This is a genomic window from Bacillota bacterium (assembly GCA_012837335.1).
Lineage (GTDB): Bacteria > Bacillota > Limnochordia > Darwinibacteriales > DTU012 > DTU012.
In genome coordinates, this window is sequence record DURM01000032.1 from 20832 (window position 1) to 44520 (window position 23689).

General features: G+C 46.2%; 23 protein-coding genes. 1 reads left to right on the top strand and 22 read right to left on the bottom strand.

Translation table 11 applies throughout. The features are described from left to right. Positions 1–22 precede the first annotated feature (22 nt). From GX019_04745 to recJ, 6 genes are all read right to left on the bottom strand, one after another. Complete coding sequence (locus GX019_04745) at positions 23–1450, bottom strand: tetratricopeptide repeat protein (protein ID HHT36466.1); 1428 nt, start codon at positions 1448–1450, stop codon at positions 23–25. Positions 1451–1517: 67 nt separating this feature from the next. Then, a complete protein-coding gene (gene hemZ / locus GX019_04750) occupies positions 1518–2975 on the bottom strand; it encodes a coproporphyrinogen dehydrogenase HemZ (protein ID HHT36467.1) in 1458 nt (485 codons plus the stop codon). Between the two features lie 39 nt (positions 2976–3014). Next, complete coding sequence (locus tag GX019_04755) at positions 3015–3629, bottom strand: MBL fold metallo-hydrolase (GenBank protein ID HHT36468.1); 615 nt, start codon at positions 3627–3629, stop codon at positions 3015–3017. Between the two features lie 13 nt (positions 3630–3642). Beyond that, a complete protein-coding gene (locus GX019_04760) occupies positions 3643–5796 on the bottom strand; it encodes a bifunctional (p)ppGpp synthetase/guanosine-3',5'-bis(diphosphate) 3'-pyrophosphohydrolase (GenBank protein HHT36469.1) in 2154 nt (717 codons plus the stop codon). Between the two features lie 22 nt (positions 5797–5818). Further along, a complete protein-coding gene (locus tag GX019_04765) occupies positions 5819–6337 on the bottom strand; it encodes an adenine phosphoribosyltransferase (protein ID HHT36470.1) in 519 nt (172 codons plus the stop codon). Next, positions 6321–8873, bottom strand: coding sequence for a single-stranded-DNA-specific exonuclease RecJ (gene recJ, locus GX019_04770; GenBank protein HHT36471.1), 2553 nt, complete (start codon positions 8871–8873; stop codon positions 6321–6323). Before recJ ends, GX019_04765 begins: the two co-directional genes overlap by 17 nt. 125 nt (positions 8874–8998) lie before the next feature. Here recJ and hpt point away from each other — a divergent pair, with 125 nt between their 5' ends. Further along, on the top strand, positions 8999–9535 hold the full coding sequence (hpt, locus tag GX019_04775; protein ID HHT36472.1) for a hypoxanthine phosphoribosyltransferase: 537 nt from the start codon (positions 8999–9001) through the stop codon (positions 9533–9535). Between the two features lie 4 nt (positions 9536–9539). Here the strand turns inward: hpt and GX019_04780 are convergent, their stop codons facing one another. The 16 genes from GX019_04780 to yqfD form a co-directional block, all read right to left on the bottom strand. Next, entirely contained in the window at positions 9540–11213 is a 1674-nt protein-coding gene (locus GX019_04780) for an AarF/ABC1/UbiB kinase family protein (protein HHT36473.1), read from the bottom strand. A 20-nt stretch (positions 11214–11233) separates the two neighbouring features. Next, positions 11234–11554: a hypothetical protein gene (locus GX019_04785; GenBank protein HHT36474.1), complete on the bottom strand. Its 321-nt coding sequence runs from the start codon at positions 11552–11554 to the stop codon at positions 11234–11236. Between the two features lie 74 nt (positions 11555–11628). Next, entirely contained in the window at positions 11629–12171 is a 543-nt protein-coding gene (locus GX019_04790; GenBank protein HHT36475.1) for a hypothetical protein, read from the bottom strand. 54 nt (positions 12172–12225) lie between these two features. Beyond that, positions 12226–12513: a preprotein translocase subunit YajC gene (gene yajC / locus GX019_04795; GenBank protein ID HHT36476.1), complete on the bottom strand. Its 288-nt coding sequence runs from the start codon at positions 12511–12513 to the stop codon at positions 12226–12228. A 40-nt stretch (positions 12514–12553) separates the two neighbouring features. Continuing rightward, positions 12554–13663 (bottom strand): tRNA guanosine(34) transglycosylase Tgt, encoded by a 1110-nt coding sequence (gene tgt / locus GX019_04800; protein ID HHT36477.1) that lies wholly within the window; start codon positions 13661–13663, stop codon positions 12554–12556. 5 nt (positions 13664–13668) lie between these two features. After that, positions 13669–14700: a tRNA preQ1(34) S-adenosylmethionine ribosyltransferase-isomerase QueA gene (gene queA / locus GX019_04805; protein HHT36478.1), complete on the bottom strand. Its 1032-nt coding sequence runs from the start codon at positions 14698–14700 to the stop codon at positions 13669–13671. 3 nt (positions 14701–14703) lie between these two features. After that, positions 14704–15531, bottom strand: a complete 828-nt coding sequence (locus tag GX019_04810; GenBank protein HHT36479.1) for an anti-sigma factor domain-containing protein — start codon at positions 15529–15531, stop codon at positions 14704–14706. A 14-nt stretch (positions 15532–15545) separates the two neighbouring features. Continuing rightward, a complete protein-coding gene (gene sigI, locus GX019_04815; GenBank protein HHT36480.1) occupies positions 15546–16289 on the bottom strand; it encodes an RNA polymerase sigma-I factor in 744 nt (247 codons plus the stop codon). Positions 16290–16345: 56 nt separating this feature from the next. Then, on the bottom strand, positions 16346–17233 hold the full coding sequence (locus tag GX019_04820) for a GTPase Era (protein HHT36481.1): 888 nt from the start codon (positions 17231–17233) through the stop codon (positions 16346–16348). Continuing rightward, positions 17220–17714, bottom strand: a complete 495-nt coding sequence (locus tag GX019_04825; protein ID HHT36482.1) for a GNAT family N-acetyltransferase — start codon at positions 17712–17714, stop codon at positions 17220–17222. The genes GX019_04820 and GX019_04825 overlap by 14 nt, the downstream gene beginning before the upstream one ends. After that, positions 17695–18093 (bottom strand): cytidine deaminase, encoded by a 399-nt coding sequence (locus GX019_04830; GenBank protein ID HHT36483.1) that lies wholly within the window; start codon positions 18091–18093, stop codon positions 17695–17697. Before GX019_04830 ends, GX019_04825 begins: the two co-directional genes overlap by 20 nt. Positions 18094–18108: 15 nt before the next feature. Then, positions 18109–18801 carry a phosphatase PAP2 family protein gene (locus GX019_04835; protein HHT36484.1) on the bottom strand — a complete coding sequence of 231 codons (693 nt, stop codon included), beginning with the start codon at positions 18799–18801 and terminating at the stop codon, positions 18109–18111. 11 nt (positions 18802–18812) lie between these two features. Further along, positions 18813–19274 carry an rRNA maturation RNase YbeY gene (gene ybeY / locus GX019_04840; protein HHT36485.1) on the bottom strand — a complete coding sequence of 154 codons (462 nt, stop codon included), beginning with the start codon at positions 19272–19274 and terminating at the stop codon, positions 18813–18815. Positions 19275–19277: 3 nt separating this feature from the next. Next, the gene (locus tag GX019_04845; protein HHT36486.1) at positions 19278–21437 is read right to left on the bottom strand and encodes an HDIG domain-containing protein; all 2160 of its coding nucleotides are present in this window, start codon (positions 21435–21437) and stop codon (positions 19278–19280) included. A gap of 28 nt (positions 21438–21465) precedes the next feature. Further along, positions 21466–22413: a PhoH family protein gene (locus GX019_04850; protein ID HHT36487.1), complete on the bottom strand. Its 948-nt coding sequence runs from the start codon at positions 22411–22413 to the stop codon at positions 21466–21468. A 98-nt stretch (positions 22414–22511) separates the two neighbouring features. Further along, positions 22512–23684, bottom strand: coding sequence for a sporulation protein YqfD (yqfD, locus tag GX019_04855; protein ID HHT36488.1), 1173 nt, complete (start codon positions 23682–23684; stop codon positions 22512–22514). Positions 23685–23689 lie beyond the last annotated feature (5 nt).

The window sequence follows — 23689 nt, forward strand, 5'->3', positions numbered from 1 at the left end:
ACAGATTTTTCTGCTTTTAAGCTTACTCAGTCTCTTCGCCGTTTTGCTCCTGTTCGTTTGGTTCAATGTCCTCAGTAGTATCGGTTGATTCTTCTGCTTCAATCTGAGCATACATTTCTTGAAGTGCGGCTATGCGCTCATCAACCGCTGCCACAGCCTCTTCCGCTTCCAGTTCGGTAAGCATGGAACGGACAATAAGCTGAGTCATAATGTCGCCTGAACTTAACTCAGAAGCTTTAAGATAAGCTGCGATCGCTTTATCATTTTGCTCTGTGTCCTGATATAACGAACCGAGCATCAAATGCAGCTGTCCATCATTAGCAGAATGCTCCAGCGCTTTTTCATATGCCTCTATAGCTTTATCTGTTTGATCTAACTGCAGATATACCTGTCCAATCGAAGCGTAGAGGAATCCATTTGCAGGATTTTCTTCGATTGCCTCGTGGTAAGCCTTAATTGCTTCTTCATATTCGTTGTTTAACAAAGCCTGATAAGCGGCCAGCTGCCGGTCAATAACAACGATTTTAGCATTGTTCTTCCGCTCTGTCAGCCACTCGGAAAAACGTCTAAACTTCTCTTCTTCAACCAGTTCTTCGCGGATCTCATCTTTTGCAGCTTCAAACTCATCGCCTTCAGCTGTTTTCTTATCAGTTACTTTAATTATATGATAACCAAATTGAGATTTTACTAAGCCGCTGACTTCTCCAACATCCAATGCGAAAGCAGCCTCTTCAAACGGCTCAACCATCTGGCCCCGGCTGAAGAACCCGAGATCGCCACCATTTTCAGCACTGCCGTCATCGCTGTAATTCCTCGCTGCTTCAGCAAAATCCATAATCTGTATCATTTCGAGAATCTCCTCTGCCCTGGCTTCTGCTGCTTCCCAGAGTTCCGGATCATCTCCATCAACTCGAACCAAAATATGGCTGGCCCGTACCTGCTCATACTGCTGTTTGATTTCCTGTTCGCTGATTTCTATTTCTCCAGCAATATCATTGAGAAGCTGCTGAAATGCTAACTGCTGAGAAGCGATCTGTTTTAATGCTGCGTCATTATAGCCGTACATGTCCAGAACTTCCTGTCCATACATTTCTTTCATCGCAGCAACTTCCGCATCAACATCAGCCGCAGCCGGCTTGTATTTGCGGTTATCCAGCTCTTCTTCTACCAAGGAATTATTAACTAAGATCTCATAAGCATTGTAGCGAATTCCCTCAAGCATGGAATTGTTTAACTGACCATAAATCATTTGATAATACTGCACTTCCTGCAGATAGGCGTTCTGCAGATCGTACGCGCTGATCGGCCGTCCGTTAACAGTCGCTACTGCTGCCGATGCATCATTGCCTCCAAAAAAGGACATACCTCCGATATATAAAGCACCAGCAATAAAAGTAACACATATGATGATGACGAGCGGTTTTGCCAAGGATCTGAATTTCTTAATCAACCATAACCATTCCTTTCCAATATCTTATGAATGCACAAGATTATTTTACTTCACGCCATAGGTTCTGTCAAACAGATAAGTGCTGTGTAATCTGGCACTTTTTTGCATCGATCAGCTGGCAAACCTGGCGAGCATAAGTTGCTGGGCATTTCGGATTGGCATGTCTAACAACTGCTAAATCTGGAGATACCAACTTAGTAATTGCTCCTCCACCTAAACCAATAATGGTCTGCCGTTCTTCCATCATTTGAATGTTGTAAACTGATTCGGCTCCTGGTACTGCATAACCAATGTTTTCCAAATCACTTAAAATGTACCGCTGGCGGTACAGGTAATAAGGATGCATTCCTGCTGCTGCAAGTGTTTCCCACGCCATTTCGGCCATCTCCATGCCGAGTTCGTGTTCTAAATCACGCACGGATGCAGTTTGACCAAATTTGCTGGCCCGCTTTAAAGCTAAACTGTGAATCGTAATATTATCCGGTTTTAATGCGAGTACTTCCTGCAGACTAAAAGCAAAATCCTCAGCATCCTCTCCCGGCAGACCCAAAATCAGATCGGAATTAATATGCTTAAACCCGTATTGATGAGCCAGCTCGAAGGCAGCTCTCACCTGATCCGCCGTATGCGCTCTTCCAATCCGCCTAAGTGTGCGGTCATTCATAGTCTGGGGATTGATGCTGATCCGCTGTACCCCATGCCGCTGCATAACTGCAAGGGTGTTACTATCTAGAGTTTCCGGCCGTCCGGCTTCGACCGTATACTCCTGACATTGGTCTGCAACAAAGTATTCGTTCAGCAACTTCAAAAGATGACTGAGGTCAGCTCCTTGGACTGTAGTTGGCGTTCCTCCTCCGAGATAAACTGTCTGCACTTCGATACCTAGATCCCGGAGCAGCTCTCCTAAACTTCTAATTTCCAGCTCCAGAGCGGATAAAAAATCGTTAAAGAGATGTCCGTGGGTGTGGAGAGGATAAGCTGCGAAAGAGCAGTAACCGCACCGAGTAGGACAGAACGGGATGCCCACATAGACACTGACCGGATTGTTAACGTTGGGCAAGAAAAAAGACCGCTGTTTATCAACGACATCAAACAGCAGTTTCTGCCGCTGCTTGGAAACATGGTACACCTCTGTCAGCAGAGCGTAAACCTCTTCTCTGCTAAATCCGCGATCGATCAGACGATGCACTAATTTCGTTGGCCGCACTCCAGTCAAAATTCCCCAGGGACCAAGAGGAATCCCGTATGCTTGGCCAACAACAGTTCGCACCCCCAACCTGATCCGTTCTTTGATGCGGTTTTCACGATCACGCTGATTGTAGCAGGAGCGGTTGATTTCAGAATCTAAATGCTGCCAAGGTTCGTGGTCCTGCAGCTTGACTGTAGTTATAATTCCTTCCTCTGTATCACAAGACTCAACCTCAATCAAGCGTCCCGCAGAAAAGTCCACGGTTCTAAACATCGATGTCAGAGTACCCCTAACTACTGTGAACAGTTCAGGAGATGCCTTAATCTGAAAAGACATCGGCTGCGTTTGTTGTGGTATAGGCATCAGCAATGCTCCTTAACGCAAAAACGGATTGTGTTTTAGTTCCCGCTCTAAAGTGGTATGCGGTCCATGACCAGGATAAATAATAGTGTCAGCGGGCAGTGTCCTCAAACTGCGCACGCTTTCCCGCAGAACTCTGCTGTCACCGCCGGGAAAATCACTGCGGCCGATTGAAGACTGAAACAATGTATCACCCGTAAATAAAACACCGGGGCTGTACAGGCAAATACTTCCGGGCGAGTGTCCCGGAGTATGAATTACAGTCAGATGCGAGTTAGCCAGCTTGATTTGGTCGCCATCTTTTAATATCCTCATCGCCTTAGGGCTTATAACGGGCTGATCTGATATCCAAGGAGACAAGTTCAAATTAGGATCAGTCAAATACTCCTCGTCCCCTGCGTGGATCATTATTGGCGCCCTGGTCTGCTCATAAAGCCATTGGTTGCCGGCAATGTGATCCACATGACCATGGGTATTGACAATGGCAGCAACCTCCGCCTTCTGGCTCTCGATGTAGGAGAGCAGCTCTTCGCCTTCAACAATCGGGTCAATGACAACAGCCGAGCTCTGCTCAATAACCACATAGCAGTTTGCTCCTAAAAATCCCGATGTGAATGTGCGAATTTCCATACTATCAACCTTTCTACGTTGGTGTCGCTCTTCTGACAGAGACTACTCCATCTACCTGCCTCAGGCGATTAATCAAAGACTGCATGTGGTTCAGATCGTGAATATCCACTGTCAAGAGAATTAAAGCCAGATCGTCTTTGAGCTTGCGGGTGTTTACCGCTTCAATATTGGTTTGCCCTTCGGAAATTGTATTCATAATGGCTGACAGCATATTAATTCTGTCAACAGCACGAAGTTCCAGCTCAACCGGAAACGATTCTTTCTCCTGGATATTCCAAGACACATCAATCTTCCTGCCTGGATCCTGCTCTAGCAGAGAATAGTAATTAGGGCAGTCCGCTCGGTGGATCGAAACGCCACGGCCGCGGGTAACATAACCGACAATTTCATCTCCCGGAACCGGAGTACAGCATTTAGAGAACCTGACCAATAAATTGTCGACACCCTTAACGTCTACACCTTTAGCTTCGCGATGCCGCGGCTGTTTTATTTTTGTCAAAACACTGCTGCGGCGCCGCTTTTCCAGCTCTTTACCTGCCAGCTTCTGCATAACCTGGTTGGCATTTATTCGGCCGAAACCAATACTGGCAAACAAATCATCTGGATTGCTGTGACCGTACCTCTTGGCTGTTTCAACCAGCTTTCCACTGCTGAGATATTCTTTAACATCGAGATTATGCTTTTTCAGCTCTTTTTCGAGCAGCTCGCGTCCGCGCATTACGCTGACATCGCGCTGTTCTTCTTTCAGATAGCTTCTGATTTTGTTTCTGGCTTTTGAGGTTTTAACAAAACTCAGCCAATCCTGACTTGGATTGGGAGTTTTGCTGGTTAGAATTTCTACAAACTCGCCATTTTTTAACTGATAATCGAGGGGTTGAATCTTGCCGTTTATTTTTGCACCAATGCAGCGCAGCCCGACATCAGTGTGAACATCAAAAGCGAAATCTACAGGAGTAGAACCTTTCGGCAGTGATTTGACATCGCCTTTGGGTGTGAAAACAAAAACTTCATCCTCAAAGAGGTCAATTTTAACACTTTCCATAAACTCCTGCGGGTCTTTCATTTCCTGCAGCCACTCCACCGCTTCCCGCAGCCACTGCACTTTGGTATTGACTGTATCTTCCTTCTTACTGCCTAAACCTTCTTTGTACATCCAGTGCGCTGCCACACCTTTTTCGGCAATGCGGTGCATTTCCCAGGTGCGGATTTGAATCTCATACAGGTCTCCATGCGGACCGATAATCGTAGTATGCAGCGACTGATACATATTTGATTTAGGCATTGCAATATAATCCTTAAACCTGCCGGGAACCGGTTTCCACAATGTGTGAATCGCACCAAGCACAGCATAACAATCGCGAACAGAGTCAACAACTACTCGCACTGCCAGCAGATCGTAAATCTCGTTCAAAGACTTATCCTGGCGCTGCATTTTTTGATAAATACTGTATAAATGCTTAGGACGGCCTTGGATCTCGGCGGTGACACCCAGCTCCTCCAGCTTGTCCGTAAGAATCTGCATTACTAGCTGCAGATCATTTTCCCGCTCCTGGCGTTTTTTATTGAGCTGATGAACCAAATCATAGTACTGCTCCGGCCACAAGTAGCGAAACGCTAGATCCTCTATCTCCCACTTGATAGACCAGATCCCCAAGCGGTTAGCCAAGGGAGCATAAATATCGAGAGTTTCACGGGCAATTTTTGCCTGGCGCTCCTGATCTAGATAGCGCAGAGTGCGCATATTGTGCAGTCTGTCGGCAAGTTTGATCAATATCACCCGGATATCTTTGGCCATGGCAAAAATCATTTTGCGCAGGTTTTCGGCTTCCCGCTCAAAACGATTTTTAAACGGCAGTTTTTCTAACTTAGTAACACCATCAACCAAAGCAAAAATTTGGCTGCCAAATTCTCGCTCCATCTCTTCTGGCGTTACGTTAGTATCTTCGATCACATCGTGGAGCAGCCCTGCAGCGACAGTGTCCAGATCCAGCTCTAAGTCAGCCAGAATTAAAGCCACTTCAAAAGGATGATTGAAAAAAGGCTCGCCTGAATCACGCAACTGTCCTTCGTGAGCTGCTTTGGCGAAATGATATGCTTTTTTGACAACACCCAGATCCGCATCTGGATAATAGCTAGTTATCCGCTCTAATAAGGACTCTAGATTCAAGGCCTCACCTCTTTTCAACCCACTACTTCTCGTAATTAACCAGAGTCAGAATATCGTAACCTTCCAGCTTACTGCGTCCGTTGAGCGCTTCCAGCTCAATTAAAAACGCAAAACCGCTGATTTTGGCGCCAACCTGCTCAACCAGCTTGGCCGCGGCACTGATTGTACCACCGGTGGCCAGCAGATCATCAACTAACACCACGTTCATGCCCGGTTTTATAGCATCTTTATGGATCTCTAATGTATCTGTGCCATATTCCAGCTCGTATTCCATGCTTAATACATCTCCGGGCAGTTTTCCGGGTTTGCGAATTAAAGCAAAACCAAGACCTAACTCATAGGCTAATGGGGCTCCGAGAATAAAGCCGCGGGATTCGACCCCGACTACCAAGTCGACTTTACGCTCTCTGCAGAACTCAGCCATTTGCTTAATCGCATAGTGAAATGCTTCAGCGTCTTCCAGCAGCGTAGTAATGTCTTTAAAGCTGATTCCCGGTTTTGGAAAACCCTCAATTACACGTATTTTATCCTTTAAGTTCATCAAGAAAGCCCCTTTCCAAACAATGCTGTAAGTATGCTGATATCTGTTCCCGTCTAGTTTTACCTCTATTATACAAAACGGAAGTACATAAGTCTAGTTTCTGTGCGGGTTTTGGCATGATTTTCACGCCTTGGTCATTTTTCCTGATCAGGTCCAATTCAGCAAATACATCAACAATAAACTCCATGCCTTCGTCTAAATTTAAAACTGCTGCAATTCTGCTTAGATCAGCGTGAGTCAACTGCTCTTTACCGACTCTCATCATCTGCACATAAAACCCGGCCAGTAAGTCCCGGTCGGGAAAGAGCTGTTTAATCTTACCCTGCATCCAGCTGCACTCTTTCCGTCCGTATATGACAAGCAGATCTCCTCCTGGAATAAGCTTGCCAACTAAGCTTACCAAAAACTCCGGCACGGCCGGTGGATCGTATAAAACAATCTGATCCCACTGCCAGTCTGGATTCCAGATTCCGGTCGATACCACCCAGGTAATATTATTAGTCTCGATCAAGACATGCAGTTCTTCTCGTTCACTTGCGGAGAGATACTCATGCTCAAACCCGATAAAATTGGCTCCATTGGGAACCGCAATCCTCAGTTCACGGCACAAGTTCATAACCTGCAATGGGCTTGCGGCGTAAATCAATGCTCGCTTATGGGGATCGAGATAGGTTTTTAGTTCATTGACTTTATCCCAGACATTGCGGCTGTCAATAATATTATAAGCTGCGTTCCCGCTGCTGTGCTGCGGAAAAGATTCCTCCAGTTGAGATATGCGCTCGTAGGTGTTTGGCAGTTCCCAGGGATAGCGGTTGAGCATCCAATCCTCAATATAAGTATCAATCCCTTTATCAACCTGGAAATCCCTGAGCAGCAGCTCAATTTTCGATGGATCCCGATATGCCGGCTGCGGAACCACAGCAAAATCAATGTTTTCCCGATAGCTGTCGACGCTTTGAATCGCGTGATACATGCCAAATCCCACCGCTTCCATTACCGCACCTTCATGATCCTGGATGATGCAGCGCAGATGTTCCTGATCCATTCCCATGGGTTTGGTGCTCAGCACAGAACCGGAAATCTGGAGCACAGGCGTGGGATTTCCCATTCCAAAAGGTTCCATCAGTTCAAACTCGTGAAGAAGCTGCTGATTGATATCTTTAATATTCAGCTTATAATCGATCCGGACTTTGGGAATAAAATCTTCTGGTTTAAGCGAGCTGCGGACAATGTCGTTTAATCGTTCCCTCAGCTCCGGAATACGCTGCGCTTGAACCGTTAAGCCAGCTGCCATTTCATGGCCTCCAAACTGCTCCAGCAGATCATCGGTCTGACGCAAGCCTTCGTAGAGATTGAATCCGGAAATGCTGCGGGCAGAGCCTTTTCCAACTCCATCCGACAAGGAAATAATCACTGTCGGTCGATAGTACCGGTCAACAACTCGGGAAGCAACGATACCGATTACACCCGGATGCCAGTCCTCACAGGCTGCAACAATTGCAGCATCTTCACCCCAATTATTCGCTTCAATCATCGCAACAGCTTGTTCAAAGATCTCAGCTTCCGTCTGCTGTCTGATGCGATTTTCCTGATCCAATGTTTCCGCTAATCTTTGGGCTTTAAAGCGCTCTCTGCTCAGCAGCAGTTCTACTCCCCGAGCTGACTCTCCCATTCTGCCTACCGCGTTTAACCGCGGTCCAAGCTTAAAACCTAAATCAGAGGCCTTATAGGGAGGTTTCAGACCGCAGATGCGGATCAAGGTTTCTAACCCTAGGCTGACAGTATTTTCCATCTGTTTCAGACCGAATTTGACAAACACACGGTTCTCATCAACAAGCGGCACCAGGTCTGAGACTGTCCCCAATGCCACCAAATCAAGCCACTGACTGAAATCACGACCATAGTGTATGCCTAAAGCCTGTACCAGCTTATAAGCCACTCCCACACCTGCCAGTTCTGAAAAAGGATACTGGCTGTCTCTGCGCTTCGGATTGATTACTGCAGCTGCGTCAGGCAGCTCATCCTTTGGCTCATGGTGATCAGTTATAATTAGATCTAAACCTAAACCTTTAGCAAACTCCGCTTCTTTACAGGCGGTAATACCGCAGTCAACAGTGATTACCAGCGAACTTGTTTCACTGATTTCCTCAAGAGCCTCCTGGTGCAGTCCATACCCTTCGTCCATCCGGTGCGGTATATAGTACTGGATTAAGTCGGGATCTGATGCTATACTGCGGAGCACTTCCATCAGCAGTACGACGGATGTCTGCCCATCCACATCATAATCACCGTAGATGGTAATTATCTCCTGATCAGCAAGCGCTCTGCCAATCCTTGCAACAGCCTTGTCCATGTCCGGCAGCAGCAGCGGTTCATGCAGCTGGCTGAAGTCCGGGTATAAAAAATGTCTGGCTTGTTCCGCAGAGTTAATCCCGCGATCAGCAAGAATTTTTGCAGTTACTTCCGAAATATTTAGTTCTCGGCTGAGGTGTGCATAGCGTTTTTCAGCCGGTTGGATTAACCATCGTTTTTCCAAGACAATGTCCCCCTAACCCGAACATTTTCGATTTTTTCCTAGGAATTCCTGCAAGGCAAACTTGCTTGATTTTATCGATTCATAATAGTATTATTAAGGAAAGCGTATTGAAAGGGGTTTTTTCGATGGACATTGTCGAACGTGTCCTTATCACCGAAGAAGAGATTCAAAACCGCATCAAAGAACTTGCGGCACAAATCAACAAAGACTACGAGGGAAAAGAGGTGCTCCTGCTCTGCATCCTTAAAGGTGGGATGATGTTTCTCGCAGATTTATCAAAGCATTTGACCATTCCTGTGGCCATGGATTTTATCGGTATCTCCAGCTACGGCAATGCCACCCAATCTTCCGGTGTGGTTCGCATCACCAAAGATCTCGAAGAAAGTATTGAAGGCAAACATGTGCTGATTATCGAGGATATTATCGACTCAGGTTTGACTCTCAGCTACTTGATCAACAATTTGGCGATCAGAAAACCAGCCAGCATTAAAATCTGCACTCTTTTGGACAAGCAGATCAACAGAGAAGTAGATATCCCGGTTGATTACGTCGGCTTTACCGTACCGAACGAATTTTTGGTCGGATACGGATTGGATTACCAGGAGTTTTACCGCAACATACCTTATGTCTTCGTGCTTAAGCCCAAGTACTACACCGAGTAGTGTCTTAATAGCGACCTGAGCGTAGTATGGAGATCAGCAGCCAGATTCCGATCATCCCTGCCAGCAGGAAACCCAACAAGCCGATAAGGGGTAGATTGAGAATTCTCGGTCCCCGGTCTGTTGTTAACACAAATGATGAGCCCACGATCAGGGCGCCAATAATCATACCCGCGGTCAGCCGATTGGAGACTATGTCCAAGCGGTTAATCAGACGCTCTAATCCTCTATGTTGGAAATTTATCTCTAAGTCACCGCGATTGATTGTGTTGAGCGCAGATTCAAGCTCAATCGGCAGTTTGGCTGCTGTTTTCACCCACTCCTTCGCCGCATCGGTTCCTACTTTTGCGAGTCTACCGACAGTATAATGCTCTTTTGCCCACGCCCTCGCAAAAGGCTCCATCGCTTCAATTACATTAAAATCAGGAACCAATCTGGTGCCTATCCCTTCTACAGTTACCAGCGCTTTAAGGAGCAGAGTTAAATCGATCGGCATTTTCAGTGGATGCGACCTGATAAACCAGAGCAGATCTTCGGCGATACGGCTGAAATTCAGCTCCTTCAAGGTTTTATCATAATAATCGTCGATCAATTCACTCAAATCGAGATACATATCTCGTGATGGCTGTTCGGTGAGAGCGCCTAAAGCCTCGAACACCTTCAAAATCTCTTCGATGTCGCGCTTGGTAATGGCAACAACCAATTTAGCCAGCTGTTCCATTGTCTGGGGATCAATCCGCCCGATGATCCCAAAATCAAGAAATACCAGCGAGCCTCCCTCGGTTACGAGTAAATTACCCGGGTGAGGATCACCATGAAAAATTCCAAATTCAAAGATCTGCTGAACCAGAGCCTGTACCGCAATATCGGCTATTCGAGCAGTATCTATGCTGCTGTTATCACGAGATGGCAGTTCTCGCAGGGTAATCCCCTCAATATAATTCATGGTCAGCACACGATCCGTGGTATAATCCCAAAAAACGGTCGGAATGACTACATTCGGATTTCCGCTGAATTTAAGATTAAACCGATCAATATTCCTTCCTTCTCTGGTATAATCCAGTTCCCGCCGAATCATTTTAGCAAAATAATCCACCAGCTCAAATACATCAATAAACTGATCATCAACCCGATCTGCAAAAGTGTGAGCCAATCGATAAATGATCTCTAAATCGGTGGCAATAATTGACTCAACCCCGGGACGCCTCACTTTAACGACAACTTCGGTACCATCTAAAAGGCGTGCCCGATGTACTTGTCCAATCGAAGCTGCGGCCAGCGGCTGGGTTGAAAAGCTGCTGAACAGTTCCTCGATAGGCTGCCCCAGTGCCTGTTCAACCTGCTCTTTAATCTGCTCAAAGCGCACCGGTGCCACATTATCCTGCAGTTTTTCAAGTTCTTTGAGGATATCCGGAGGCACGATGTCAGGACGGGTGCTCATTAACTGTCCAAATTTAATGAATGTAGGACCTAACTGTTCCAACACCAACCGCAGCCGCGCACCAATCGACACATCTTCTTTGCTTTTATCCTTGGCTGCCTTTAGTCGTCTAAATCGAGGTCTCAGCGCAGCTATCCCACTCTGCTGGATCAGATAACCAAAGCCATGGCGCAGAAGCACCTCCCCGATCTGGCGGTATCTTTTTAAATGTCGATAGCGCCGGTTTAATGCTAAAGGCATATTGTCACCTCTTCCTCTCCCTATTCTTCTTGCTGCTGCTCAAGGTTCAGGATCCGCTGTTCCAGCTCATCTACTCTCTGCTGCAGTTCCTGATACTGCTTTTTAGAAACTAACACCGATGTGTCAAGAATTTTCTTCACTTCCTCCTCTATCCGCTGCTTAAGTGCTGTCCGATCTGTATCCAACCTTTCCAGCCAAGTTGCCAACAGCTGCTCTCCCTCTTCTTTGCTCAAATGCCCATTATTGACCCAGTCTGCGATAAATTCTTTCGCTTTGTCCTTAGTGAAAATAGCTGCCCCTATGCCGGATGCAATCAGACTTTTAGTTAAGTCATACAGCATGCCTCATTCCTCCTTTGCCTGTATTATAGACAAAACTCCGAAGGATTTGCATAATCCTTCAGAGTTTCTCCATCCTAGTCCCACTCAAAATCATTAACTGCTCTGATCCAGTGGTGCTCAACTTTACCTTGATATTTATTATTCGGAAGATACATAGCTAAATAGACAACATTGCCATCTTTACTGAAGTAAACAGAGCGCAGCATTGATTTATTTCCATCCGGTCCGCTGCCTTCAACAGCATAAAAGTAAGTCGGCAGACCATTCGAAGTGGTGATCTCGCGATTAGCAAAAACACGCTCGTCTTGAAGGAACGGACTCCAGCGTTTAGCAACAAAATTGATCACATCATCTCTGCTGCTGTTCGGAATCACACCAACTTCCATTACAACCGAGCCATTATCCCAGGAAATTTCCAAAAAATCATATCCGAAGACTTTTTTGCTCACATAAACATCTGCCGCGCTGGGAACAACTGCATAAAACCCGGGGTTGTCCACATGATACCACCAATACTCCTTATTGTCATGCAGATAAAACTCGCCAGCGGCAGCACTTTGACAGGTTAAGATAAGAATAATAAAAGATAGGATGAAGACCGTTTTCCTACTCCGCATTTCCAATACCCTCCTAATATAATGAAAAAACCACCCCAAGGTGGTTTATTCTGTCTAGTTCTTCACCGAACCTACACCCGACTTGCTGATAACAATTTCTGTTTTGTCAGCAACTCGAATTGTTACGGTATCCTCCGACAGCTTGGTTATTTCACCGTGAATGCCGCCAATTGTTATGATTCGATCACCCTTCTTCAATGCATCCAGCATTGCCTGGCGTTCTTTTTGTTGGGCCTGCTGTGGACGAATCATAAAGAAGTAGACAACAACCAGCATGATGACAAACGGCATCAATAACCCTAATAAACCACCTGCTCCAGGTGTCTGAGCTTCAAGGAACATGGACTCACCTCCGTACTATATTTTTCTCCCTCGCATAGGTTTATCCTGCATATTCTGCGAAAAACTGATCGCGAAATTCCTGCATCCGGTCTTCCCGAATCGCTTGCCGCATATCAGCCATGAGCTGCGCAAGAAACGTCAGGTTGTGGATTGTTGCCAAACGCGGTCCCAGCATTTCATTCGCTTTGAATAAATGCCTAATATACGCGCGGCTGAAATTTTGGCAGGCATAGCAGGAACAGCCTTCTTCAATGGGCATAAAATCTTTTGCAAAAGGCTGGTTCCGCACTGTCAAATGTCCCTGACGAGTCATGACTGTACCGTGTCTGGCGATTCTAGTTGGCCACACACAGTCGAACATATCGACTCCCCGCAGAACTGCTTCAACCAAACAATCAGGTGAGCCCACGCCCATCAAATAGCGAGGTTTTTCCTGAGGCATGATCGGTATAATCTCCTCAAGCATCTCATACATCAACGGTTTTGGTTCGCCGACGCTTAAGCCTCCTATCCCGTATCCGGGAAAATCCAGATCTACCAGCTGTTTGGCACTCTGCCTGCGCAGATCGGCGAAAACGCCACCCTGAACAATTCCAAAAAGCGACTGATCTTCCCGGTCATGCCGCGCTTGGCAGCGTTTTGCCCAGCGGTAAGTCAAATCTGTGGATTCTTTAACATAACTGTACTCCGCAGGATATGGTGCGCATTCGTCAAAGACCATCGCAATATCTGAACCCAAATCCATCTGAATTTCAACGGATTTTTCCGGCGATATAAAATGCTTTGAGCCATCAAGGTGGGAGCGGAATTCGACTCCTTCCTCGGAGATTTTTCTTAACTTACCTAAGCTGAAGACTTGAAACCCGCCGCTGTCTGTCAGAATGCTCCGATCCCAGCTCATAAACTGGTGCAGACCTCCGGCTTCCCTAACCAAATCACTGCCTGGACGCAGATATAAGTGATAAGTATTGCTCAAGATAATATCAGCACCGATTTCCTTCAGCTCCAGAGGAGTGAGCGTCTTAACGGTCGCCTGAGTGCCGACCGGCATAAACACTGGTGTTTCGATGACTCCGTGGGTGGTCTTTAAAAGACCTAGGCGAGCCGGTGAATCTGATGCGGTTTTTATTACTGAAAACTCTACTGCCATTGATCCTACTCCTTGTTATCTGCTAACAGCATCGCATCCCCAAAACTAAAGAAACGATAGCGATTCTGAACCGCTGTTTTATATGCTTCCTTGATTAAATCACTGCCTGCAAAGGCTGACACCAGCATCAAGAGACTTGACTGCGGCAGATGAAAATTCGTGATAATTCCATCGACAACCTCAAATTGGTAACCCGGATAGATAAAGATATCGGTCCAGCCTGAACCTGCTTTTACTTTTCCTGACTCAGCCAGTGTCTCTAGGGTGCGCACCACCGTGGTTCCGACAGCGATCACCCGCCCACCTTCTGCCCTGCGCTGATTAATTACCGCCGCGCTTTCCTTGCTCAATCGGTAGTACTCGGAATGCATGCGGTGTTCCTCCACATGCTCTGACTTAACCGGACGGAAGGTTCCTAAACCCACATGAAGAATCAGCGGAACAATCTTCACGCCCATCTGCTTAATCTCCTCGAGCAGAGCCGGTGTAAAATGAAGTCCCGCAGTAGGCGCCGCGGCTGATCCTTTTTCCTTGGCATAGATAGTCTGATAGCGCTCTTTATCTTCTAGTTTCGCCTTAATATAGGGCGGCAGAGGTGTTTCCCCCAAGCTTTCTAAAATGGCTTCAAAATCGCCTACATATTCAAACTCAACAATTCTGCCTCCAACATTTGTTTCACTCACCACTGTGGCGCTGAGACTGTCAGCAATAACTATTCTCGTTCCGACTCTGCAGCGCCTACCCGGCTTAACTAAAACCTCCCAGCGCTTCTCGCCGACAGGGTGCAGCAGCAAAACTTCCACTCTTCCCTGGGTATCTTCGCGTGCACCAAACAAACGGGCCGGCAGGACTCGTGATTCATTGATGACCAATACATCGTTTGGTCTTAAAAATTGAGGCAGATTATAAAAATGATGATGCTCAATGGACCCGCTTCCGGTGTCAACCACCATCAGACGGGAGCTGTCTCGTGGTTCCACTGGCTTTTGAGCTATTAGTTCATCCGGTAGTTCATAGTTAAAATCCGAAACCTTCATTATCTACTCCTTGCTGGTACGTATAAATTGGCTTGACGGGAAAACTGGTCTGGTAATCTCAAACTCAAAGTAATGATGGTCACCATTGCGCTCAATTGTTGCTGTGACCTGCGCAGTACTTGCTCCAGATGTTTCTGATTCAGGAAGACTGGCGCTGTCTAAATCAACATATACGGCAATGTACTTTGCTGGAGTCAATCCGGTTTCCCGAACTTTTTCCCTTGCCTCGGCAGGAACCCTCCACATCTGAACGCGGTAAGCGCCCGCCAGGGTTTCCTTGATCACACTCTCAATCTCCTGCTCATCTTCTGCTGCGCTGTTGGATTCGACGAGACTAACCTGCTCATAGTTCTCTACTCCATTTTGAGCAATTGTAATTACAATCTCATTTTCTCCCGGCTTAAGGTAACCTTCTGATTCTGCCTGTGTTTCGATTGCTTCTACTGCTTGTTTGAATGTGGTTCCAACCAGGTTTATTTTGCCAACCAAGTCTCTGCCTTCCTCATTCAAACCTTCAGCATGCACAACCCGCTGCCCTCTGTTGATGGCTAGCTCAATACTGGGATTAATATCCAGCGTCACAAAAAACTCGGGAGTAGTTCCCCCGGGAATGCTGGTAATCTGTCCCGCTGAACCTACTAATGCCAGCAACAAAACTGCAGCAATAGTCCATTTAAGATAAAAAGGAGGTCTTTTGATAGTATACTGGATTTCTTGTCCCACGCACACTGGCTTGCTGAAAGGTACGCGCAGAAATTCCCCCCGGGAAGTCATGACGATGACATGGTCGCTGCCTGCCACCTCAACGACAATCCCTTTCCCCTGTTTCATGCTTACCTCCCCTTTCAAACAGAACGCTTAAGGTATTCCTGCAGATAGTGGAATTCTCCGACTAAGATCAATGTAAGCGTTATTATGTATTTTCGCTGCCGCTCTAGTGTTTTACGACTGACTTTAACTACTTTTTCCAGTTCTTTCAGCGGCAGGGCTTTTCTCTGGGTAAGAAATTTTAATAATTCCGGATCATTTGCTAAAATGCGGGCAACCTCCAGAGCTCGATCCCGAGCATCCTGATGTTTGGGAGAAATTTTCACTAACTCAGAAAATCTCACCCCATACTCGCTGAGCAGCTGATTCAGTCGGAAAATTTCCTCTCGCCTTTCCTCTGTTTCCTGCTGGACCTGGATTACCCCATAAGCTTCCTTCAGTTCGATCTTCCGGATAATATTATCATCGGTATCCTCGGTTTCCAGCGCTGACAGGGGAATCTCCTCTCTGCTTCTGGCTTTGCGGCGGAAAAAATCGACCATTCGTCTTTTAATAACTATCTCCGCAAAACTGAGAAATGAAGCTCCCGCTTTAGGATTGTAGGCGTTAATCGCCTCATCAAAAGCGGACATTGCGATGCTTGCTTCGTCATCCCGACCCAGCACTAGATATTTTTTGGCAACCTGAGAAGCTGCTCTTAAATAAAAGGGACGGTATTCTTTTATCAGCTGTTCTCTAATAAGTTTATCTCCATTTTGAGCTTTGATTACTAAGCAACTTAATTCTTCATGTTGATGATCATGAGCCGACTTCGCTGCCATTGACTCTCCTCCCCTTCATACAGAATGTTCGCAGCGATGATAAATTTGTTGGGTATTTATTGATACCCAAACTCAGATAAAGAACCGGATTTATTTCTCCAATCCTTCTTTACCTTAACCCAAAGGTCCAAATAAACTTGGGATCCTAACAGGGTTTCAATGTGCTCCCTAGCTCCAATACCGATTTTCTTCAGCATCGAGCCGCGCTTGCCAATAATAATCCCTTTTTGAGAGTCCCGCTCCACATAGATTGTGGCACGAACTAGCACAAGATCTTTTTCTGGGTCGGCTTTCACCTCATCAATATCAACCGCAACTGAATGGGGAATCTCTTCTTCTGTATTGTGAAGAATCTGCTCCCTAATAAACTCAGCCATTACAAATCGCTCCGGATGATCGGTTACCCAGTCATCGGGATAATATTTAGGACCTTCTGGAAGATAAGAAACGAGTGTTTCAACAAATTGGTTCAGTCCCGTTCTTTCCAGAGCAGATAGGACAAAAATCTCAGCAAAATCATACTTATTCTCCACCATCCGAAGGAAGTTTGCCTGTTCCTCATCACTGACTAAATCCACTTTATTGATCACCAGAAAAACTGGAGTATCAATTTTTCCCAGCTCAGCGATGATTTCTTCATCAGCCTTTCGCCAGCCGGTAACTTCAACCATGAAGCAAATAACATCAACCTCTTCCAACGCGGCCTTGGCTGACTTTACCATGTACTCCCCTAGTTTATGTAAAGGCCGATGGATCCCCGGTGTATCTAAAAATACGATCTGCGCGTCTGAACGCGTAAGAATGGCCTGGATTGTATTGCGGGTAGTCTGCGGCTTGTCTGATACGATCGAAATCTTTTGATCCAGCAGACTGTTTAAAAGAGTGGATTTTCCCACGTTAGGACGACCGATTACCGCGGCAAATCCCGACTTAAATACTGTCATTATTAACCTCCTCCTGATCTGCTAACTGGAGTGTTAGCACCAAACGATCCTCACCTTTTCCGTACTCATTCGGCAAAAACTCAGCTTGTGTAAACCCTAGATTCCTGTAGAGATTAAGTGCAGCGATATTGTTCGGATCGACAGTGAGGCTGACGGATTTAAAACCTTCCTGTGCCAAACAATCAAGTGACTTGGTCATTAGTTTTTTCCCAAAACCCTGGCGGCGATAAGCCCTATTTACAACAAAGCCAAACAAATATGCGTGGCAGGGGTCGTCATAATCACGCATGTATTCGGCCACAGCCACAACTTCTTCCTGATTAAGTATCACATACACTCGGCCGTGGCGGATAAAAGGCGGCAAAAACCAAGCATTCATCCCACCAATACCGAAGGCATCCTGCTCAATTGCTGTAATCTGAGCAATTATGACAGGATCTGCAGCTTTTAGCTGCATAAATCTATATTCCATATTTTTCACCTGTGAAAGCTCCTGGGAGCAGTTCCGATAGTTTAGTCTGTACAACTTGTCCATTTAAATTAGCCAATAAGATCACTACTTCGTCATCAAAAAACTCAGCCAACACCTGACGGCATACACCGCACGGTGTAATCACTTCATCTGTATCCGCCGCTACAGCAAGAGCTTTAAACTTGCGTTCTCCTTCAGAAACAGCTTTAAAAATAGCTGTTCGCTCCGCGCAGTTTGTAGGACTGTAAGCTGCATTCTCAATATTGCAGCCAAGATAAACTCTACCGCTGGCCGCGAGCAGGGCAGCCCCCACCTTAAATTTGGAGTACGGCGCATATGCGTTGGTGAGAGCTTGTATTGCTTGATCAACTAACTCGCGATACTTGATAGTAACCACTCCCTGCTATATCCGGAGATGAAAGATAATCACTGTAACTAAAATTCCAATCAGTCCACCCACAGCCACCTCAAATAAAGAGTGGATTTTACTCTGCACCCTGGTGTGGGCAACCAATAATGCAAGGACAAAGGCTAAAACAGCCACAAAAGTGCTGCTGCAGAACATGATGGCAGTAGCAAGGCTGAATGCAATGGCGGTATGTCCGCTCGGCATTCCACCTTTTAGATAATCTAAACTGCCGGTAGCACTCTTAACAATTATGCTCAATCCTATTACCACTAAAATTGCAACTAAAGTTAAATCAATCGGTCTGAAACTGCTCCGCAGCGAGCGGAGATCAAACTGGAGTAATTTTTCGAATAAGACGATATAACCTACACCAGCGGCGATTATAGAGGATATCAACACTCCACCGGCAGCCACATTCTTGGCATTGCGAGCAATTGGATGATAGTCATTGACGAACAAGTTGACAACTTCTTCGACCGCTGTATTCATCATTTCAGCGCAGATTACCAGGCCGATTGTCAGCAGCAGAATCAAAAGCTCTATCCGGCTGACATTTAAAGCCATGGCCAGAATCAGCACAAGGATTCCAATAAAGAAGTGAATCTTCATGTTGCGCTGGCTCTTTACAGCATACAACACGCCTTCAATCGCATAATTAAAGCTGGCAGCGATCTTTCTTGGTTTCAAATCCCCTCACCCTAATCACGCGTTAAATTTAGTTCCGCCATGATCCTCTCCTCAAGAACGCGCATTTCCTGTTTTTCTTGGTCGGTTTCGTGATCATAGCCAAGCAGGTGCAGCAGTCCATGGGCAGTAAGATAACCCACTTCCCGCTCGAAACTGTGATTATACTCAGCACTCTGCTCATAGGCTCGCTCTAAAGAGATTACAATATCCCCTAAAACTCTGGGCGCTCCCTCAGGCTGAAAAAACTCCTCGCCTTCTTCCAGAGCAAACGAGAGCACATCAGTTGCCTCATCTATCCCGCGGTAATCGCGGTTTAAATCTCTGATTGTGTCATTATCGACAAAGGTCACACTGACTTCCACCGGACCGCTGATCTGTAATACACCTAAACCAGTTTCAACTACTTGGTTTACAAGCGCTTCCAAACCGGCAGCATCAAATTTAGTCTGCTCATTGTTAATGTATAGTTCCACTGATTATTTTCCCTTCCCCTCAATTTCTTCGCGGGTAATCTTTTCTGGATACTCGATGCGCCCGTGGAAGATTCCAATCAGCACTTTCGAAAAAGCATCCGCAATTTTATTCAGGTCTTTAAAGGTCAAATCGCTTTCATCCAGCTGTCCATCATCAAGGCGATCGCGAATGATTTTGCGGACCAAACCTTCAATTTTGCCCGGTGTCGGCTTCGGTAATGACCGCACTGCCGCTTCCACAGCATCCGCCAGCGATACAATGGCAGTTTCCTTGGTCTGTGGTTTTGGCCCAGGATACCGGAAATCACTTTCTTCCACTCCACCTTCATTTGCTTCTAAAGCTCGATGGTAAAAGTATTTCACCAGATCAGTGCCGTGATGCTCAGAAATAAAAGATGTAACCACTGGCGGCAGTTTGTGCTCTTTAGCCAGCTCAACGCCATCCTTCACATGGGCAGTAATAATCAATGTGGACAGAGAAGGTGCAATCTTATCATGGGGATTGTCGGCTCCAAGCTGATTCTCTACAAAAAAGATCGGCCGTTTAATCTTACCGATATCATGAAATGTTGAGCCGACTCTCGCAAGCAGGCCATCGGCTCCCACTGCATCCGCAGCTGCTTCCGCCAGATTGCCCACCATAATGCTGTGATGATAGGTGCCGGGCGTTTCCATCAGCAGACGCCGCAGGAGTGGATGATTGGGATTGGTCAGTTCCAGCAGGCGAATCGCTGATGTTATGCCAAAAACACTTTCGAAGTACGGCAGCAGACCAATCGTACTGATCGAGCAGATCAAGCCATTAAGCATTCCCAGATAGCTGTGAACCACCATATTGGAGTCACCCTGCAGTAAACCAAAGGCCATCATCACCAGGAAATTACTGCCGCCCACAATAAAGCCTGCCCGCATCAGCTCACTGCGCTGACTGACCTTAGACACGCTAAGTATGGCGATTAATCCTCCAATTAATCCCTGAACTACCAAAGGAAGGGACTGGAAAATAATACCGCTGATCACTGATAATACCGTTACAGTCAGATAGCCAGTACGGGAATCCAAAAGCATGGTCACCAGCATTCCTGCCAAGGCAATCGGGGTTAAATACATGATCAGCAGCCAGTTGATCAGGGACAAGATTTTAGTGATTAAGGTAACTAAAATTAAAACTGAACCAACAAAAGCCAATCTGCTCTCACTTTTAATAATATCCGGCTGGTACTTGTATAATGACACTGCAAACAACAACAGAAGCAGAACGACAATAATCAGCAGACCCAGCAGCGACCAATAATCAATACCCTCTTGATATAAGCCGAGATCTTTGAGCATCTGAATGTGCTCTTCTCCTACTACTGTCCCATCACTGATAATTATCTCTCCGGCTTTTACAATTACCGGTTTTACTGCGCGGACCGCTTCTTGGCGCCGCTGCTCCACCGCCTGCTGATCCAATGCCAAGTTAGGTTTAATAACCTGGCCCGCGATCAGCACCGCCGCTTCCTGCAGCTCAAATCTGATATCACTTTGGGCAAACAGCACCCGAATGCGGTCATTGATATAAGAAACATCTGATTCAGAAATCCGCTGTTTCATCTGCTCCATAATTATTCGTTTGCTTTCTTCAGCAAATGTATTGTACTCCAGTTCATCCGCTGCGAGCAGCCGCTCAACATAATTGATGGGCAGTACAATCTCCGCCACCTGCGCCAGGCGTTTTTGCACAGTGACCGGCTCTCGCTGCCCATTTGCCGCAGTCTCCTCAGCATCGGACTCTGAATCTGATTCAGGCTCAATTCTTGCATCAGCAATAACAGCAAAAACTGTGTCGAGCCGCTCCTCAGCCTCGACAACTACAGCGTGATTTACAATGTAAAAATTTGGATCGATTTTAGCTTCCGCTTCAGCTTTAGCAGCAGCTTCCTGCTGTGCTCGCTGAGTCTGAGCCCGGTTTTCCATATCCCGAGGCACCCGAATATCCTGGCGGGCAACCTCGCCTACTTCCAGCTGATATCCGATTGGTGAGATGTTGATCGAAAGGATACCATACAATCCAATAAAAACCAAAACAGCCAAAACCCACTGACGTACATTGTTTTGTTCAAATTTGGTTTTAAAGCTCTGCATAAACTTTGTCCAAGGTTTTGACTTTGACTTACTCATTACGGCAGCTCCTCTCCAGAGTTAGCGCTTATGTTTCCTTTTCTTCAGCATCAAATTTATCATAGGCTTTAATGATTCTCTGTACAAGGGGATGACGGACAACATCACTGTCTGTTAGATAGCTGAATCCAATTCCTTTTACATTTTTAAGGATTTTAGTCACACCGACCAAACCGGACTTGCGTCCCCGCGGCAGGTCAATCTGAGTCACATCACCCGTTACAATTGCCTTTGAACCATAACCCAAGCGTGTTAAAAACATTTTCATCTGTTCATTGGTAGTGTTCTGCGCTTCATCAAGGATGATAAACGAATCATCTAATGTTCGTCCACGCATATATGCTAAGGGAGCTACCTCTATTACTTCCTTTTCCCGCAGCTTGAGGTATTGTTCTTGTCCTAAAATATCATATAAAGCATCATACAGGGGGCGGAGATACGGATCCACTTTGTCCTGAAGATCGCCAGGTAAAAAACCTAAATGCTCTCCCGCCTCTACAGCCGGGCGGGTCAAAATGAGACGGCTCACTTCCTTGCGTTTAAGCGCAGCTACAGCAGCGGCCATTGCCAAGTAAGTTTTGCCCGTGCCCGCTGGACCAATTCCAAAGATAATCACATTACTATTTATTGTCTGAATATATTTTTTCTGACCTTCAGTTCGCGGATAGATCTGGCGGCCCCGCGCAGTAGTGACAATTACTTCAGAATTTATCTCTTTAAGGCTAGTTGCACTGCCGGTATCAATCAACGTACTGGCATAATGAAAATCGTGAGAAGTTATTTCGCGTTTTAACCCTGCTACATTTTCTAGGATTCTGCGGACTTTCTCAACATCTTCAACATCGCCACTGAGGATCAAATCTATCCCCCGCGGTATAACGCGAATTCCATACTGAGCTTCCAGCCACCTCAGGTTCTCATCGCCTTTTCCGCTGATTGTCTGGGCTTGGGCAATGTCCGACAAGGTAAAGACTATTTCAGTTGCATGATGAGCCACTAACAAACCCCCTAATATATCTTAAGAAAACTATCCCTATCATAAGTATTATAAGCAAAAAGAAGGTGAGATGCAAACTAAAGCTTTGGCCTAAATTCAGCTATATCCCGCTCCAATTCCACGATCAATCCTACCCTTATCCCATGCTGATCTGCAAGCAAATACTCTTCAATCTGGGTATCTGCGACTTGCTCGCGATCGATCCCTTGCGCTTCCAGCTGCTGCCAGGCTCGCTCCAGAGCTAAGGTTTTGGCATCTTCAGTGGAAATCGGTACTGTTTCATAGTAGACCTCATCATAGATCTGTTTAGTCAGGCTGAATGGCAGCTTGAAACCGCGAATCTGCAGCTGCCACACCTCTAAAGTTGTGGCATACTCATTAAATGGCACCTTTCCGCCAAGAACAAATGATAACCCGACTGCCTCAATCCGGTAGTTCACATGGCGATTTCCGGTTTTTAATTCCACAGTTTTGCTCAACGCGGCTTCTCCAATAGCATCGAACCACACCCGAGCGCGCACGATCCCTTCGGCAGCTCCCGGCATTCTTCGGCCGTATTGATCATAATATTCACCAAAAATGAGAACATCTCCTTTCTTGACAGTGCTGCCTGCAGAAACAACCGGAGTACCCCTAAATGGCAATATTTGGGTAATCAGCCCATTCTCCGCAGCGACAATGTCGCCGTACTGGACTTCTGCTAATTCCGGACTGGTTCGTTCTACCACCTCAATATTCATTAATACCCCTTTGATGTTTATCCCTACCCACGAAAAATCAGGAAACTGGGTCAAAAGCGTATTTTCTAAAGACCGCTGATTGAGATCTACTTTACGCACCCCGGGTACTACTCCCCGCTCGGCCAACACCGCGGCGATGTCCTCAACACTGATCTCATCACTGCCTGATATCTCAACAAACCAGATAAATCCTGTTAAGTAATATAAGCAGAACAGAACAGCTATCAGTCCCAGCATCAGCATTTTACGCTTTTGAAGTTTAGCCGCCAAAAATGGCAGTCCTCTCCTGCCGACAATTCCGACGCGGATATTCAAGCCTCTTAAAAGCGGACGAATATTCTTAAAATGCTTAATCCGGATTTTGCCAATCATAATATTAGCTGTAACGCGCTCTAGATCCCAGATGCCGTAACCCTGGCGGGCGATTCTGTTCAGCAGCTGTTCTAAATCTGCGCCTTTAAGCTTAATAATCACATAACCGGTAATCCAAGCCCAAAGCCGTTCAATCATGACGT